Origin of the sequence: Flavivirga aquatica (assembly GCF_001747085.1) — a bacterium.
GTDB lineage: Bacteria > Bacteroidota > Bacteroidia > Flavobacteriales > Flavobacteriaceae > Algibacter_C > Algibacter_C aquatica.
This window is the reverse complement of sequence record NZ_MDJD01000054.1, coordinates 911,093-927,857: the sequence shown is the minus strand read 5'-3', so window position 1 is coordinate 927,857 and position 16,765 is coordinate 911,093. Positions and strand designations below refer to the sequence as shown.

Genomic DNA, 16,765 nt, shown 5'->3' with positions numbered 1-16,765 from the left:
TTAAATTATATTAGGGAATTATAGTTTCCTTTTTCTTTAATAATTTGATTGTGAGATGAAATAGGAACGGTATTTTGAACAATAACTGTAGTTATAACAATTTCCAAATTAAGATTCTTTTGAATCCAATAATATTTTAATAGGTTGGTTATTATGATAAACTTTTTTTGAATAAAAAGGATGTTTGGGTAAATAAGTTTTTTTAAAATTCTCTTCATTTTTTCACTTATTTATCATGCTTTGGTTAAGGTTTATAAAATAAGGATTTGCATATTCAATGTAGTAGAAATGAAATGGGCTGATTTTGTCGGCGACTGGCTATTCTATTAAATGAATAAAAATGAAAAGCTCATTAGCCTCAAAATCCCAGACAAAGCAAAGAATATTTTAACTTTCTATAAAAAGTACAAAACAACCAATACGGATTTCGTGTTTCCGTTTTTGCAAGAATCGAACCCGAATAATCCGTATGATGTATTTGTTAAAAACCTTAATTTCAATGACCTTTTCAATACACATCTTAAGGAAACTGCAAAAAATGTGACATAGAAAAGAACCTGTTGAATCAAATTGAACGTCACACATTTGGTAATGTAGTAGGAGATAAAATTTCTCTTATCTTGTTATTATAGAAGTTCTATCCCTAATTTAGGTCTAAAATCCACGATTAATTATCAGACCAATTTCATTCATAAAGATCAAGATGATGCACTGGATGCGGTATTGAACTCTTAGATTTCGCATAACTTCTTATGTAAATATTATACAAAAATCAATCTATACTCACATTTATTTTATTTAATAAGTTTTCTAATTCATAGGATATTTCAACAATGTAAGTTCTTGATTTCTCTAGACTTTTTAGTTTTTTAATTTCTTGAATAGCATAAATATAATCTTCATAATAAATGTCTTTATCAAATTTTAAAAGAACTATATCATTCTCTTTCAAAACTTTTGTAAGATCATTATTATTAATTATTTCCTGCTTATATTTGAGTACTTTATTTGATGTTACGTTTAACGTTTTGTAAGAATGTTTTTTTAAAACATCTTCAATAATTTCTTTTTTACCTGAGTATAATATATCTTCAAATTCATGATACCACATACTTGGAGGCGGAAGTGGTGGTGGAGGAACCATAGAGTTGAAAGCTTCATTTTTCAGATCTTGTTCTAGTGTTAATATAGAAGTCTGTTCCTTGCCTCTATTCAAATAACTATTTAAATAAATCGAGTATCCCTTTTTTGGCTTCTCAATTGTATCTGTCATTAAAAACAACATTTTTTCCACTAGCGCTATTTCTTGTTTTATTTTATCTATAAAAGAATATTTTACTTTATTATCTGCATATAGTAAGACTCTTCTTTCTAGCATTGGAAGTTTGGACTTATTCAGTATAAAATTAGATATATCATCATAAAAATTAAACTTTTTTTCTTTATTAAAAACTTCTTGATTTTTAGTTATAAAAACTTCAATTGTTCCATAAAAAGATAAGTCATCTCCTCCTTCTGGTAAATTAATATCTTCTTTTGATTGAGCTATGCCATTTGTAGTTATAAAAATGGTTGCAATTGTAATAAAAACTTGTTTTAAACGCATTTGATTTTAGTTTTGTCTCAATTCATTTTGAGTTGGTATATTTAACGGTAAAATTTTATAACACTTATTATTCATTTTGAATCTAATTTATTAATAGTTATCTTCTCGAATAATTTAACTTTATAACCAGTGACATCATTATGTTCTAATGCATTTTTTAGCTTCTCACTAATGATAATATGATTAAAAGCTCCTGTTTTATAGAAGTCATATTGACAAAATTCAGTAAACATTTTTAATTGCCCTAACCTTATTGGGGTACGCCCTGTATATATATTTTTTTCTTGGTTGATTTGATCTAAAGACCTTATTTTAATCTTTTTAATAACAGAAACTTGTCCCTTTTCTATCTTTACCACTTCTGCATATGAATTATCAGAATCGATTAAATTCCAGAAATCATTTGGGATATAATGAAACCAATAATAATCTAGTATATTTCCTTTATGATGTAACTTCATAGGGTAAAAAGCATGAGATGGTAAGCAATGTTTTTTCAATATTTGCCTAACCTTTTCATCTACTAATAACCCCTTGCCTTCAGGGTACAATGGTAAAAGGTTTACTAAATTTGCTTTACTGTGTAGCTCTAATTCATAATTAGGAACAAAATCTGGAAATTTATTGTTTGAAACATTGTAATATCCGTCCGAAAGGCTTGGATTGTAATCTTTTTTGAATTTTAATTGAGGATAATATCCGATTACCTTAGGGTCATCGGATATTCCTATTGAATAATATTTCATTTAATCAATACCATTTGCAGGGTTAATAACGTCTCTAAAATATGCATTTAAATTCATAGTAGAATCAACAGCATCATCAATATGTTCATTCAGTTCTGGAATTAATATCTCTTCTAAAAAATTTCTTGCTTCTTTGGAAGTTTTCCAAATAAAGTCGTTTAGTCTTTTTTGAACATACTTATCATAAGCTGGGTGATTCCCATGAAGTCCATCTCCTGTCAAAGAAGAAAACTTCTGCAATGCTCTGCCGTTAATTTTAGCATTCATATGAAAGCCAGCATAAGCTGCTTCTTGAATAACTTCATTATCTAATTTATTCCAAGGGATTATATGGTGAGCTTCCTCTAAGGACGTCGTTTTTATTATTTTTGTTAGTTTACTTCGGTTACCAAATTCTACTACACCATTAATAACTTTAAAAGAAAGAGAAACAGTATCATCACCTATTTTCGTAATTATTTTCCAGCCTGCTAATGCGGCATTGCTATTTTTAACAATTTTACTAACAGGTTTTAAAATTTTTCCACCAGGAATAAACCCAACAAGCATAAATCCTGCAGTTTGTACTTTACTTTGTGCAACACCATCAAAATCTTTACCATCTAATAATATAATAGCGTCTTCCAGAGGAGTTGCATATTTGGCTACTGTTTTTGTACCAGCCCAAAAGGCGTCTAGTAAAAAATTTATATCTGCATTTTGGTATGAAGTAGGAGGTAATCTGTATTCATAATATTTCTTGGTATCAAAGCTGTATATATAATGATAACCTTCATTACTAACTTCAGAAGAAGGTAAGCTAACAGATGCTTTATTAATTCTCTTTTTCCCGTTGGCAACGTATAAAACTAAGCCATTTTCAAGCAGATACATTTTTTCTGTGCCAAAAGTCCCTAAAACATCTGAGGTTGCTTTATACTTTAAAGCTTCTCTATTTAAATATGTACCTTTTTTTGAAAAATTCCATTGAGGTGTAGTTGGATCTGCATCATTTACCATTTCAGTTTTGATACGCATACTAACTTCAGTTACAGCTTCACTAGAAAACCCGTTATCTATTAAAAACTCACTGACTCTTCTACGTTCAAAATGATGAGCTTCTAACCAATCGTATTCATTACTAGATACTTCAATATTTAATGCCTCATATAATTTAATACCTAAATCATTAGGTATAACAGGGCTAGAAATAATAGGGGTATAAGGTACTGTTTCTACGCAACTTCCATTAATAGGGTCTGTTTTTACACAAACATACTCTGGTGTCCAACCTTTAGGTGTTGGTACTGGTGTAAAAGGAGAAGAACCTGTTGTTGATCCTTGGGGAGAAGACGTATTGGTGTTCTCATTAGAACCTCCACCTTCTGTTGTACAACCATATTCAAAACAGTAAGCTTGTATTTCTCCAGCACTTGGTAATTGTCCAGGACTTCCTTCACATTCATTTATCTCTTCTGGCGAATGATTTCCTCCTGCTGTACAATTTCTAGGAGGTGTATGTACTGTACCACAAGACCAAAGACAAGTTATTTCAGTATTACTTTTTTGATTCAAATGCGAAGACTTTTCATTATATTTATTGGTCGACGAGACTTTGGTTGTAGGGGGTAACTTGCCTTTATAATAGAGTACGTCAATTTTGCTGTTTCCAGAAAAATCAATATCTGCTCCATCACGAATATATCCTAGCCTTATAAATTCTTGGTAAGTTTCGTCAGGATAATAGGTTATTAAATAACTAGCTTCTCTAGCATCATCTGTCTCTATTACAATGTTTTGAAAACTAGATACATCTCCAGTAGTGTTTTTAACAGCAATAGTATATGATGTATAATTGTCTAAAGTGTATTTTTTTATGTTAGAATCAAATTGAAAACTTCTGTTTGTTTTTTACTTTTGGTAGAAATTTTTCTAATAGTTGTATGTTTTGATTTATCCAGAGTCTGTTCAAAAATCTGATAAAGTTTAGGGTCGGTCTTTAAATTATCAAAAGCAATATTCTTTTGTTTTACTTTATCAAGAAAAGCCTTGTTCGTGGTACCTTTTTCAATAATAGAATCGTCTTCATTTTGGCAATTTGTAGTAAGTAAAAAAAGTCCAAAGATTAGAATTGCTAATTTTAAGTAATTTTTTAGTTTTTGTTTTTTCAAGTGTAATGTTGTTTAAAGTTAGTTAGCCCTACTTAATGTAGGGAGCATATGGTAGTTAATAATAATGGTTTTTACCTACAATATTGCATAATTATAAACTTAAACTTCTTTTTTTAATCTTACTAAATTATGTATTAACATTATAACTCATGTTATCCCAATGCTGGTTTAATATAATTTAAGTTTAATGTTAAATTAGTTAACTGTAATAACGGATATGGTTGTTGAGTAAGATTGGAGAAAATTACCAAATCAAAATTTAAAATACCACTAACCTTACTAGGTTTATTGTTGATAAACCAATCGTTAATCGCATTAGCCCAACTTTGTAACATAGGATCTAATCCACTAGCAAGATCAACACTAAGTAGCGATTGCATTAATACAGGTAAACTAATAGGACTCAAACCACTATTAATTTGATAATCATAATTACACGTCATTTGGAAGCGCAACGTTGGTTCTGTATTTTCCTTTAATAACGTTTGCATTAAAACTTGCAATTGTTCAAATAGAGATCTAACAGTTGGAGACCCTTGATTATTAGGTAAATTAGCAATTTCTATAGTTTGTGTATTTGTTATTGTTGGTAATAACGGGTTAGAGAAGGATAATTCTCCTGTACTGTATACAAACTGTGAATTTATAGTTTTACCAGGTATCAACCCTTCATTACGAGTTAAGTGTACCGAAGTCATGGCATCTTGACGTTGTAAGATATTTAATTTTGGTAAAATGATTGTACGAGCCTGTATACTTTGTGCTATATCACTTAGTAATGGTTCTCCAGTAGAAGTGTTAGTATAATAGTAACAAGCTACACCATCACAGTTACCTTGTGTCCATACATTCATAGTATATCCTTTAATATGAACTTCGGGAATGCTCACACCACTAGGAGGTGTTCCGTAAACGGTAATTACTTGTACCTGTTCTACATCTGTCCCAACGGTTAAACTTTGACCGCCTTCTCTAATTTCGAAATTATATGAAAGATCTACATTACTTGCAGCATAGATATTATTGGTGTTATTAACAAATAATCCACCTGCTTGACTAGCAGAATTGGCAACAGTTTCTATTAATTGAGCAAATGAGCTAACTGCCACCCCTGCATTTTTAAAGAGTTCTGTAGCACTAGAACTATCTTCGTTATATACTTCGGCGTCTATTTTGGTTACATAGGCTTTTAAATCTTTATCAACATTAGGGTAAACAGTAATAAATTCAGCTATAGCATTAAAGATGTCTATTTCCTTAAACATGGCCGTGATATTATTAACTTCAATATTAAATTCTACATTGAAATAAAGTGTATCCTGTGGATAATGGAAAGCTTGGGAATATTCAAAACCATAATTCCATTCCAGTAATTTACTAATGTCACTTGTTTCTGGAGAAGAGGCTTCACCAGTTTGATTGACTAAAGATGGATTTTGAGGGAAGGCTCTTAAAATCATTGGTACTTCAAATCCTCCTAATTCATCTTCTAAAGGCATGTCTTTGTCTGGAATAACAAAATTTAACCATGTAGAAGGCGTAAACCCATTAATAGGTTCTGCAATTTGATGTTCAATATTGGTTCCCTTATAATTCAGATTTAAGTCTATTTTAGATAATACTTCACCATCTGCACTACGAACAATTTCTGGAGTATTTATTAGGAAAGCTAACGATTGCTCTTTGCTTTCGTCTAGTTGGATTTTAGCAGAAGTAATGGTTAACTGGTCTGGTTTGGCATAACTCACAAAATTGGTAGTTATCGTATAGGTTTTATTTCCTTGAATAGCTCTAAGGTTAGCATCTTTTAAATCACTACCAATAGTGACTGTAGTACTATTGAGTGTAATGTTACCCGAAGTACTTAATAGGACACTTTTTGAATCTTCAGACAATACAGCAGATTTTACAGTTAACGGATCTGTTAAGCTATAGTTACTAGTGCTTTCTGCACTTGTTTTATCTAAAGGACCACTAAAAAAGAGGTTTACTGTTGTTAATTTTTCTTCGGTAGAAATAGCGCCTTCAAATATGGTGTTCTGGATAACATTACCAAATAGGTTAGGAGGTGTACCTTGCGACGGATCTGCTTTAATACTTACATCAAATTGGATTCCAGAACTCGTATTATACAAGTTCGATAATTGTGATAATAAGGATTGTTTAAAGGCTTCTTGTATGCTAGTTGCGCTACCATTTTCATTTTCAAAAACATGCACCATTAATGTTTTAGTAGTCTCAGCTAACGACTCCTTTGATTCTTGAATTCTATCCAGATTAGTTGCGCTTAATTTTTTATCAATTAATTGTATTGAACTCGTGAATTCAGGGGTTAAAATACCATCAATAGCAGTAAATAACTGTGCTACCCAATGGTCCATATCTATTTCGGTAAAGTCTTTTTGATAATCTGGTTGGGTACTAATTCCTGTTCCTGTAGTATAATTATAGATATCTACGCCGTTTCTGCTTTCTAGTTTATTAGATACTGGTCGTGGAGCGAACAATTGTGGAGTTCCAGGTGTATTTACTTTATATGAAATAGGAGTAGAGTCATTAACTCCTAAGTGTACTGCCCAAATAGTGCGATCTGGTTGTTGATCGTTATTTTCTCGATTGGCTCCTGTAGCAATTTTTAAGTAATATTGATTATCGACAGACATTACAGATTCAAAGGCTTCAGCAAAATTATTTAAAGCTCTAGAATTGTCTTCACTATTATCTGTAGACGGTGAAATTTCAGTAGTAACCTTTTTAATACCTCCTGTGGTTTCAAATTCACCCATAACCGCTCCACCTGTTCTGGTAATGGTCATGTTAAGTGTTAGCTCAACAATTTGGTCACTAACTACTTTTGTAGGATCAATTTCAAATTTAAACGTAAATATAGAAGCAGGTGCTGCTACAGAAGTACCACCTTGCGATCTGTCTTGAAGGAAATTGTAAATTGATGTGATCCAATTATCTATTAAATCTGTAAAGGTGCTAGCATCGACATTAAAAGTTGTGTTAAATAAACTGGTTTGCATTGTCATTGCTATACCATTAGGATCTGTAAGTTGATACCATAGTCTTTCATAAGTGCCGAAATCGCTGTTAGCTTGTTGTAATAAGGATGAGGAATCATTTTCTGCTACATCTGGATAACTATATGTTGCCTGACCGTTAAATGTGGTATCTTTTGCTTTGTTTTGAATGTTACCAATACCCAAAGTGTATACAACGCCTTCAGACATTTCATTAACAGTAAGTGTTACAGTTTTATCATCTGTACCTACACTTGCATTGGTAATTGTAAGTGTTGGGCTAATTTCATAATTACTTAACGATTCGGCTGTGCTAGTATCTAAGGTTTCTGTAAAAGTTAATAATATGGTTTTACTATCACTAGCTTTAGTTGTTAATAATCCACTATAAGCCGAAACATCAAATGTTAATGAAATTTGAATTTCTGTTGAAGTCTCCTTAGTTGTGATCCATTCAGAAGAAACAGAAGGCCATTGGTTTAGTCCTAAAATAGGATCTGTATAACCTGTTAATATTGGTGTTTCATTAATAATATCGTCAGGAGTACTTGGTGGTTGAGAAATTGTGGTTAATGTTGTATTTCCATAGATATCCATCCACATAAAATCTGGTTGTACAAGGTAACCTATACCTTTATATGGGCTGGTTGATACATCGGGTAAACCGTTGGTGGATTTACTTTGTGGTGTATTTGCAAATTTGCTATATGGTACCGATTGTTGAAACATCCATTTTCCATTAGTATCAATTGGAGTTCCGCAGGTATCATTATCGCTAGATGTTGGTTTAGTTGGCCCTGTTGGTAAACTAGGTTTACTGGCATTAAACCAATAATTTCCTGTTAAATAGAAACTTAATATAGAGAAATCATTTTGCAGGAATATTTTAGCATAATCGGTATCGCTATATTTATCTGGAACAGGAGCGGGTTCAGTACGAATACCTTCTAAGGATACAACTCCAGCAGGTACAGAAGCGATACGTGTTATTGGACCGCCAATCATGGTTAATTGTGTACCGTTAGTAAATAAGTTCTCTAATTGACTATTGTAATGTGCTAACGCCGCTAAATCCATACCATAATAAGTGGCTATAGCGGTTAGCGTTTTACTATTTGTTCCTCCCGAGGTAACTGTTAAAACTGGCAGCCTTAAACCAAAATATAGAGGTAAAACGTCAGGCCATGTAGTTACTAACGGGTTGACAGCTTTAATGGCATCTATTGTGGTTCCAAATTTAGTAGCAATGGCTTGTAATGATTCACCTTGTCCGCTACCATCTTGACCAACTTGATAGGTGCCTTCGGCAACATCTATAGATAATCCAGATGTTAATGTAGCATCAGGGTTATCTTCTACAACATTTGCTATATTGGTGAAATATTGATAAGCAATATTACTAAGTGTATCTCCTGTGTTAAATGTTACAGTTTTGGTTACCGGATTAGCTTTAGCGTATACAGAACTATTATTTACATTAATAGCTTCGCCTGTTACAAAGGCATTCATGTATGGTTGTAATAAGTTTTGCTCATCGCTAATTGTAGAAGCAGTATATAAAACCATTAATGATAGGTTCGCTTCTCCTTTGTCATTAAAGATATGATCTGGTAAACCTTCTCCGTTTTCACTATTATAATAGTATAAATAATAGCCACCATCTCTGGTAATACTAGCTTGCCATAGTAGAGTAATTAAATCTGTTGGTTTATTTAATAGGTTACTGGCTTCGCTTTCTGTTTGTAATGTTCTGGTAAATGTATCCATCATAATACCATCTGGTCTTGTGAATGTAGAAAGATTGGCTTGAGCAATTCCTATGGTTAAATTTCCAATAGGATCTGTTTGTATTCCAGGATTATCTCCATTAGATTGGTTTGGTAAATAACCAAAAGCGAGTTGATTAATTAAATCGTCGTTATTTTGCAAATAGGTAACCATTTGTTCTAACAATAAGGCATTGTTACCATCTGCACCGCTTATTTCGTATGTGGTTAACGAAGCAGGACTATCTGCAACAGGTGGCACTTTTTTAATGGTAAATGTTACTTGAGTACCCCAACTATAATTAGATACTGGGGTTGATTTCATTGCGTTTGTTGTTGGATCTACAGCACCAGTAACTACAGAAAATCTGGGTTGTACAGCTCTACCAATAGGGTTAGCCATTTCCATTAAATTTGCTGGTAAAGTCCAGATATTTAAAGTTTGAGATTCGTTAGTTGTTCCTGCATATGGCAATACAATTGCCGAACCTGCTTTCCAGAGACTTACTGTACTAAAGGTATAATGTTCACAATTATTACTAAACATATCACCTAAACCTAAATGTTTAATATCTAAATCTAAATAGTTTTGAGTAGCATAACTTCTAACCGTATTAATTTGCTCATAAGATGAAGAATCATCAGCGATTTCAATGGTCATAGTTTTACCTGTTGTTTCGAAATCTAACCAAGTCACATCGGTTGGGATTTTAAACGTAATATCGTAAGATGCTTTACTCTGTAAGGTTGGTAAAGGGAATTGTTGTCCAGTTAAAGCAAATAATCCAGCTGTAGTTTGTTGGTAAGTTAACTTATCATCTAACCACATGCCTTGATAATTTGGAGTAATGCCAGAAGTTGGTAATCGTAATCCTGATAAATAATAACGGGATGCCATACCAGACAATTGTTGTAACCCGCTATCGGCTTGAATTTCTGTTATTAATTCTCCAACTTCAAATTGTGGAAGATCATTTAATACTAACTGTCCATTATTATCGCTACTGCTAAATAAACCACTAATACTTTCATTGGTTGTTATCGAAAGGGTAGAAATACTTACTCCGTATCTCGCAGAGAATGTAATTAAAGTATCGCCTTCTTGGGTTAAAGCTTTAAAGTTTGGTAGGTTTAATTTAGATGAAGGCATAATTAGTCCTTCTTTTGTTAATATATCTGTATTTGTTAATAAATCATTTAATGATACTTCAAAGTCTGTAGCTAAGGTGTTTAATGAATTTCCAGACTGAATAACTATAGATGTTTTTCCAGAATAATCTATAACAATACCTCCTTGTAATATGGTGGTGTCGTTGGCATTAAATGTTGCTAAATCATTTGCGGTAATTTGATTGTTATAAATAGATTTTTTACTAATACTATCAAAAGTATCGTTAGCTATAGTGTTGTAAATTGCAGAGTCAACTTCTACAGATTTATTAGAATTTAAAATATGCGATTTATTACTTTCAAATAAGTAGTCAATAGTATAAGTATAATTACCAGTAAACTGCCCGTGATTGTTAACCCATGTGAGAATATCTGCTACAGTTTGTGCATCTTGAATTTGATATTGAAAAGCTTTTAACGCATTCTGCGCGTTATCTACCATTTGTTTCGCTAGTAATAGGAAATAATCAGAATAAATAAACGAAGCCATTGATTCGGTATCATTGGTAATCTGAACACTGTTTTGAGTATATGCATCACCATTTTGTTGTTGTAATTGAACAGCTAAATCATCAAAATAAACACGGAGTTCATCAATGTATGTGTCACTCAAACTATTATAATCTGAGAAGGCGTATTCTAAAGCCTTTTGACCCTCAAAGGCTGGTAAAGTAATAGATAGTTGAGGTATCATTGGGAAGTAAGCAGCATCAGATTCAGAATCTTGATCTGAAGGGTGTGATACCGTCATACTAACTTGAGTATTTAATAAGCTATCAATAGCATCAATAGGTATTGGAGATGTATTATTAGCGTCGTTTAGGTATTCGTAAATTTCTTGAAGACGCGTTTCACTAATAGGTAATTGATCTATTTCATCGGCACTAATGCTTCCATTATGGAAGGCAGCAATTACCCAACGGAATACTAATTTTCCTAGATATTCAAAAGATGTATCGGTTGTAGCTCCTTGCGCTTTTAGTTTTGCAGAATTTGGATCATCTTTGGTAGAAGCAGTCGATTCTAAAAATAACATAGCAGAATAAACAGCCATTTGGTCTGTTGGTTTTTGAGCTAGATCTCCCGCAATACTAAGTCCAAATCCAATATAACCTGTTAAAGATTGTTTGTTTGATGGAGCTGTTAAATTACTCCAATCTGGTTGATCGTTAAAATTATCTGTAACTGCTAATAAGAAGCTATCTGCATGCATTCTTGCCATGCGTCTAGGAGAAGCAGATCTTAGCATAGTCATACTTTCTTCTGTACTTTCGGCAATTTGCCATGGAGATGAACCGCCTCCAACTTTTATTTCGAAAGATTCTCTTAGAGTAAGATCGAAGCTGAAGCTAATCTTAATTTTGAACAATCCTAAATTAATTTTCACTGAAACCTCTACGCTTACTCTAGCCGTAATACCTAACAGTATTGGCTCGTAAGCAGTAATTGTAATATCAGCAAGAATACTTAGTAATACATTAACTTCGGCTTTAATGATTTTAAAGTCAACATAACCATATAGTTTTCCTTGTATTCCAACAACTCCTTTTATACTATAATAATAAGAAGGAGCAATATCTGCTTGATTACCATTTTCTGTGTTTTCTGGCTGGTATGGATTAAATTTAGCAAGTATACCTTCAATAATAGTAACTATTGTTAAACTAAATCCAGCAGACAAAATACCAGCATTAAAATCGTATCCTAATCCAAATTGAATACCAACACCTAATAGAATAACAGGGTTAAAAGTACCGTTAGTAATTTGTGGTACTTCTGTAGAGGTTGCACTAGATTTTTTACCAAAGTATAACCCTGCAGATCCCATTACAGGAATTGGGAATGGAACGTAAATAATGGTTTGTAGCGTAAAGGATCTGGTAAAGTCTGAATTGTATGGAAATCCAAGATCAATAAGGAAATCGCCGTTGGTGTATATTTCAATACCAAAAACAGGTAAGGTAATGTTTACCTGTCCCAATTGTATTTTTCGCATGGCATCTGGTAAGGTAATTTGTGCTTGATACACACCTACCGAGTCACTTATTTTTCTATAAAGTATTTGAAAATCTAACCCTTTAAAAATACGTGCCGGACCACCATTTAATGCTATGCGTAATCCATATAAATTGGGGTCGTTAAAGACAATTTGCATGTCTATAAAATAACCAGAATCTCCACTGTCTGTTGTAGCAACTTCTGTACTAGAACTCTTTTTATCGTCTTCTTGTAGTTTTAATATTCCAAAGTCCATGCCTACTAACCAAGAACTATTAGGGTCGAATGTAATATTAGGAATTTCTCCTGGATCTGTATTAGGTAGATCGGCCATTAATTTAATAGCATCTTGAACACTATTTACAGCGGTGATACCTGGAATTGTAACATGCTGTCCCATTGCCAATAATCGCAAGTCGAGGTATTTGTTTCCTTGTCCCGAAGGTGAAGGTGTGTTTTCTGGTTTAGTGGCATCCCATTTAATTTGATCTGAAGAAAGACCATTATCTTTATTATCATCGGTAATCCAGAAGAAACTACCGTTAAGTGTCATGAATACACCATTATCTTCTGCTTTTGGTTGTCCAGATTGATAATTTAATCCAATGGATGTGATTTTGCAGAATCCTAAGTTAATTTCACCAATATTGACATTAAAAGCTACTGTTTTTGATGTGAAATCATATTCCAGTTCCAGTTTATCTAATGATAAACTATTGAGTAAGCTCCAAGGTGCGCCTAAGCCAAATTTATAGCCAGTAGCCCAGCTTATAGCATCTTCAATAATAGATCCTAAGCTCGTAGATTCTGTAAATTTAAGTGTTCCAATCCAATGTTTAGGTTGCCCTTTTTCTACTTCTTTTTCAACTATAGTACCTGTAAGGAAGTTCCAAGTAAAACTAAACGTTTGTACATCTGGATTGTAATTGTAGAACAGTTTCATTTTAATACCAATCCATTCGATATCTGCATTTAAGGTACAGTAATACCCCACTTTGTCATCGGTACTAACAGTTAAAGCTTTTGTAGAAGTGGTTAATTGCTTGGTACTTGATGATTGATTGGTATATGTGCCATAACCAAACTTAAGATCGGCTTTAACGTTTAAGTTAATAAATGGTATTTTCCAGTAACCTTCTGTTGCACCACCAATTTCATAATATTTTTTGTTTTCAGTAAATGAGAAATTTAAACCAACTAAAGAATAATTATATTCACTTGGAATTTGCCAATTTGAAGGCAGTAATTGATTTGCTAAAGCTGTTAATTGTAGTGGAGTTTCTGTATTTTGTTCTCCTTTAAAAACCCAACCACCAGTAGTACTATAATCTGCAGATAATGAAATTGAGAATTTAGTAATTCCTTCACCAAAAGTAAACCCACCAGAAAGCCCTCCTTGTAATTCTTTATTTTCACTTTGTACGCGTACACCAACATTATTAATTGTAATTGATGGTGCTCCTGATATAATTTGAAAAGTCCAGTCGAAATTTAAATTAGCGCTTACGCTGTAATTACCTGTTGTTCCTGCAAAAGATGCATTAAATTCTGTAATTTCTGGACTGTATCCTTGTGGATTAAAAACGGTTCCTGGAAGGAAAAGGTTAAATAAGTCTGTTACACGAATTACACCACTTGCCAATTGACCTTGAATAACCGTTTCTGGGTAATTCATACTCGTAATAATCACACCTGCATTATCTCCAGTACCTATCGTGAATTTACCTTTAGCACTCCAACTTGTACTACGTTTGGCTAGTGATCCTGGATCTTGAATTAATACGTTTAGCGTGACACTATCCATGTCTAAACCTGTCATAAGGGTTACCTTTTCATTGGTAGACATTACAAAACTTAGGTATTGGATATTGTTTTCTTTAGTGCTGTATGCCAATTGCAAATCTGTTACACCTATGGCTGTAAAGGCATTGAATGGGCTTGGTAATGCTTGAACTAGATTAACACCTCCTGCTAATTGATAGAATTTTGAAATACTTGCAGGTTCTGCAAAATGTCCCGTTAGTTGCCATAAACCTTCATTTATAGGTAAAGTAATATCTAAGTCTAATTCTAAGCCTTGCAAAGTACCACCAACACTACCTTGAGCAGGTACAAAGGAATCGGCTACTTGTAAAGATATATATGGATTTTCAAATTGCAACCAAGGTAATTGTTCTGTTAACCAATCTCCTGTGTATGTCATTTTCCAATCGGATACAATACTACCGTCTGGAGCAGTAAACGTAATGGTGAATTTTAAAGGCGTATCTTGAAGTGCACTGCTATTACCTGTTACTACAATTTTTTCGGGATTTGCAGTGCCCTTTGCGGGAGATATGGTTGTATTTGTTAAGGTTAGCTTTACACCTAATAATCCAGATATAAAATCGAAAATAGGTCCAGCGCTGTATACACCAGGGAATAAATTTAGAATGTTGTCTGCATTTAAATTATCATACAATTTAGCTAATAGAGATTCCAATGGCGTAGCGTCATCTCCATCATTAGTATCAATAATAGTATCACCATAATAAGGTTCTGCATCTAAAACTCCCACATCTGCTGTTGCGTATGATGTGGCCATAATTTTATTAGAAGCTTTTATAATACCATCTGCTTGTAATATATATCCAAGATAGCTAGTGGCTATTCTAAATTTATCATTGGCTGGATTTTGATAGAAGCTTTTAATTGTATTGTAATAAGTTTGATAATCTCCTACAGATGATTCTTTATACTCTCTAATAAAAGAGCCTATAATTTCAGATGGATTTTCATTAATTTTACTAGGCCATTGGTATATAGGGAAGTTAATTTTATTTGCAATTTGCTGCATTTTATATACAATAGTAGGCACATATACTACAGGCATGTAAATATTTGTATAGTCTTCGTATGCATTAAAATCTGTATAGCCTAAAAGTGTCGTAGGGTATTGTACATTACCTGAATTAGGACGAGCTACATGAAAATAAGGTTGACCAAATTGTAATGCTAGATTTCCTGTATTTTGACCTTCAAAAACGGGAGGCATAGCAGATTTGTACATTAAATAGTTGAATATAGGAGCAGGGACTCTTCCTAATTGAATAAATAAAACTCTATTTTTGGCTTGGTTTAACCAGTTGTATTTACTTTCAACGTTAGATTGTGTTGGAGTCCATTCGTATTCTATTCGGGAAGGAGCATCTACACTTTCAAGATAACTTTTTCTGTAGCTACTAGGTTTTAAATATTGACGTATTTGATCTAGTTTGCGTTGGCTATATTGATCGATTCCATTTCCTCCAACTTTTAAGGTTGTTTCCCAACTTGATTCTTGGGCAGACATGCCGCCTTCTATTAATTGAGATATAGGTGTTTCTGCACCACTAGTTCTGTTAGAGAAATTATCCATAGATAAAACCACAATGGGTTTAGCTCCAGATCGAATATTGTTTCCGCTCATTTGTGAAGCCATATAACCTGTAATAACTTCAAACATACGTTCTTCTGGAGGAGGTGCTAATTCGTAATTTCCAGAGGTACGAATGCTGTATGCAACGCCTAAATCGTAGCTATCTATTTTTGCGAGTAAACTTTGTAAAATAGCGACTTGATTTGCGTATCCATTATCTTTATAGTAATTCCAGTCTGGTACTGGTACAGGTATTTCTTCCCAATAGGCACGTTGTTTAAAAGCGCCATAGTCTAATAACTTTTGTTTTGTTAATGAAATGGATTTTCTTGAAGAATTTAAGAACTGAATTTCTTCTGGTGTTGTCCATAAATAAGGTTCTAACCTTAAAAAATAATTAGTATTTAATCGTTTTGCTAGTTGTGGAGAAGTGATGGAACCGTTATTATCAATTTGGTCTTCGGCACCAGTGAACCCTAAGTTAACTACAGGATTAGGAGGTGTTTCTCCAGATTTCCATTCAATGAGTTTGACATTAGCTCCATTGATTTCTCCTTCTGGTTTATTATTTAGTTCTGGAAGTAACTGATATAATTTTGTTAATATGATCTTATCTTTATCTTCAAGATAATAGACTTCAATAGCACCTTTATATTCGAAACCATTTTTTGAATTACTGTTGGTTAATTGATATAATAGATTTGTAGTATTGGTTTGATGGCCATAACCAGGAGCATCAGAAACCCACATACGAATAGTGCTATTGTCTGGTCCGTTAAGATATTCTGTAAATAAAGCTAAAGAATCAGATAATTGACCTTCTTGTTTGGTTGTGGTAAAATAGTCTACTATGGCTTGAAATATACTTGAAAAGTTCATATTTTGTTGCGTTATATTGGTATAATC

Annotated in this window: 6 protein-coding genes; all 6 read right to left on the bottom strand. The window is 32.9% G+C overall.

What is annotated here, in order from left to right; translation table 11 throughout:
- Nucleotides 1-5: 5 nt before the first annotated feature.
- The 6 genes from A8C32_RS20805 to A8C32_RS18190 all read right to left on the bottom strand — a co-directional run bounded on the left by A8C32_RS20805 (nucleotide 6) and on the right by A8C32_RS18190 (nucleotide 16,738).
- On the bottom strand, nucleotides 6-218 hold the full coding sequence (locus A8C32_RS20805; protein ID WP_069831815.1) for a hypothetical protein: 213 nt from the start codon (nucleotides 216-218) through the stop codon (nucleotides 6-8).
- 554 nt (nucleotides 219-772) lie between these two features.
- A complete protein-coding gene (locus tag A8C32_RS18210; RefSeq protein ID WP_069831813.1) occupies nucleotides 773-1,606 on the bottom strand; it encodes a hypothetical protein in 834 nt (277 codons plus the stop codon).
- Between the two features lie 71 nt (nucleotides 1,607-1,677).
- Complete coding sequence (locus A8C32_RS18205) at nucleotides 1,678-2,352, bottom strand: hypothetical protein (protein ID WP_069831812.1); 675 nt, start codon at nucleotides 2,350-2,352, stop codon at nucleotides 1,678-1,680.
- Nucleotides 2,353-3,906 (bottom strand): AHH domain-containing protein, encoded by a 1,554-nt coding sequence (locus A8C32_RS18200; RefSeq protein WP_069831811.1) that lies wholly within the window; start codon nucleotides 3,904-3,906, stop codon nucleotides 2,353-2,355.
- A gap of 299 nt (nucleotides 3,907-4,205) precedes the next feature.
- A complete protein-coding gene (locus tag A8C32_RS18195) occupies nucleotides 4,206-4,502 on the bottom strand; it encodes a hypothetical protein (RefSeq protein WP_069831810.1) in 297 nt (98 codons plus the stop codon).
- A gap of 152 nt (nucleotides 4,503-4,654) precedes the next feature.
- On the bottom strand, nucleotides 4,655-16,738 hold the full coding sequence (locus A8C32_RS18190; protein ID WP_069831809.1) for a LysM peptidoglycan-binding domain-containing protein: 12,084 nt from the start codon (nucleotides 16,736-16,738) through the stop codon (nucleotides 4,655-4,657).
- Nucleotides 16,739-16,765: the final 27 nt, after the last annotated feature.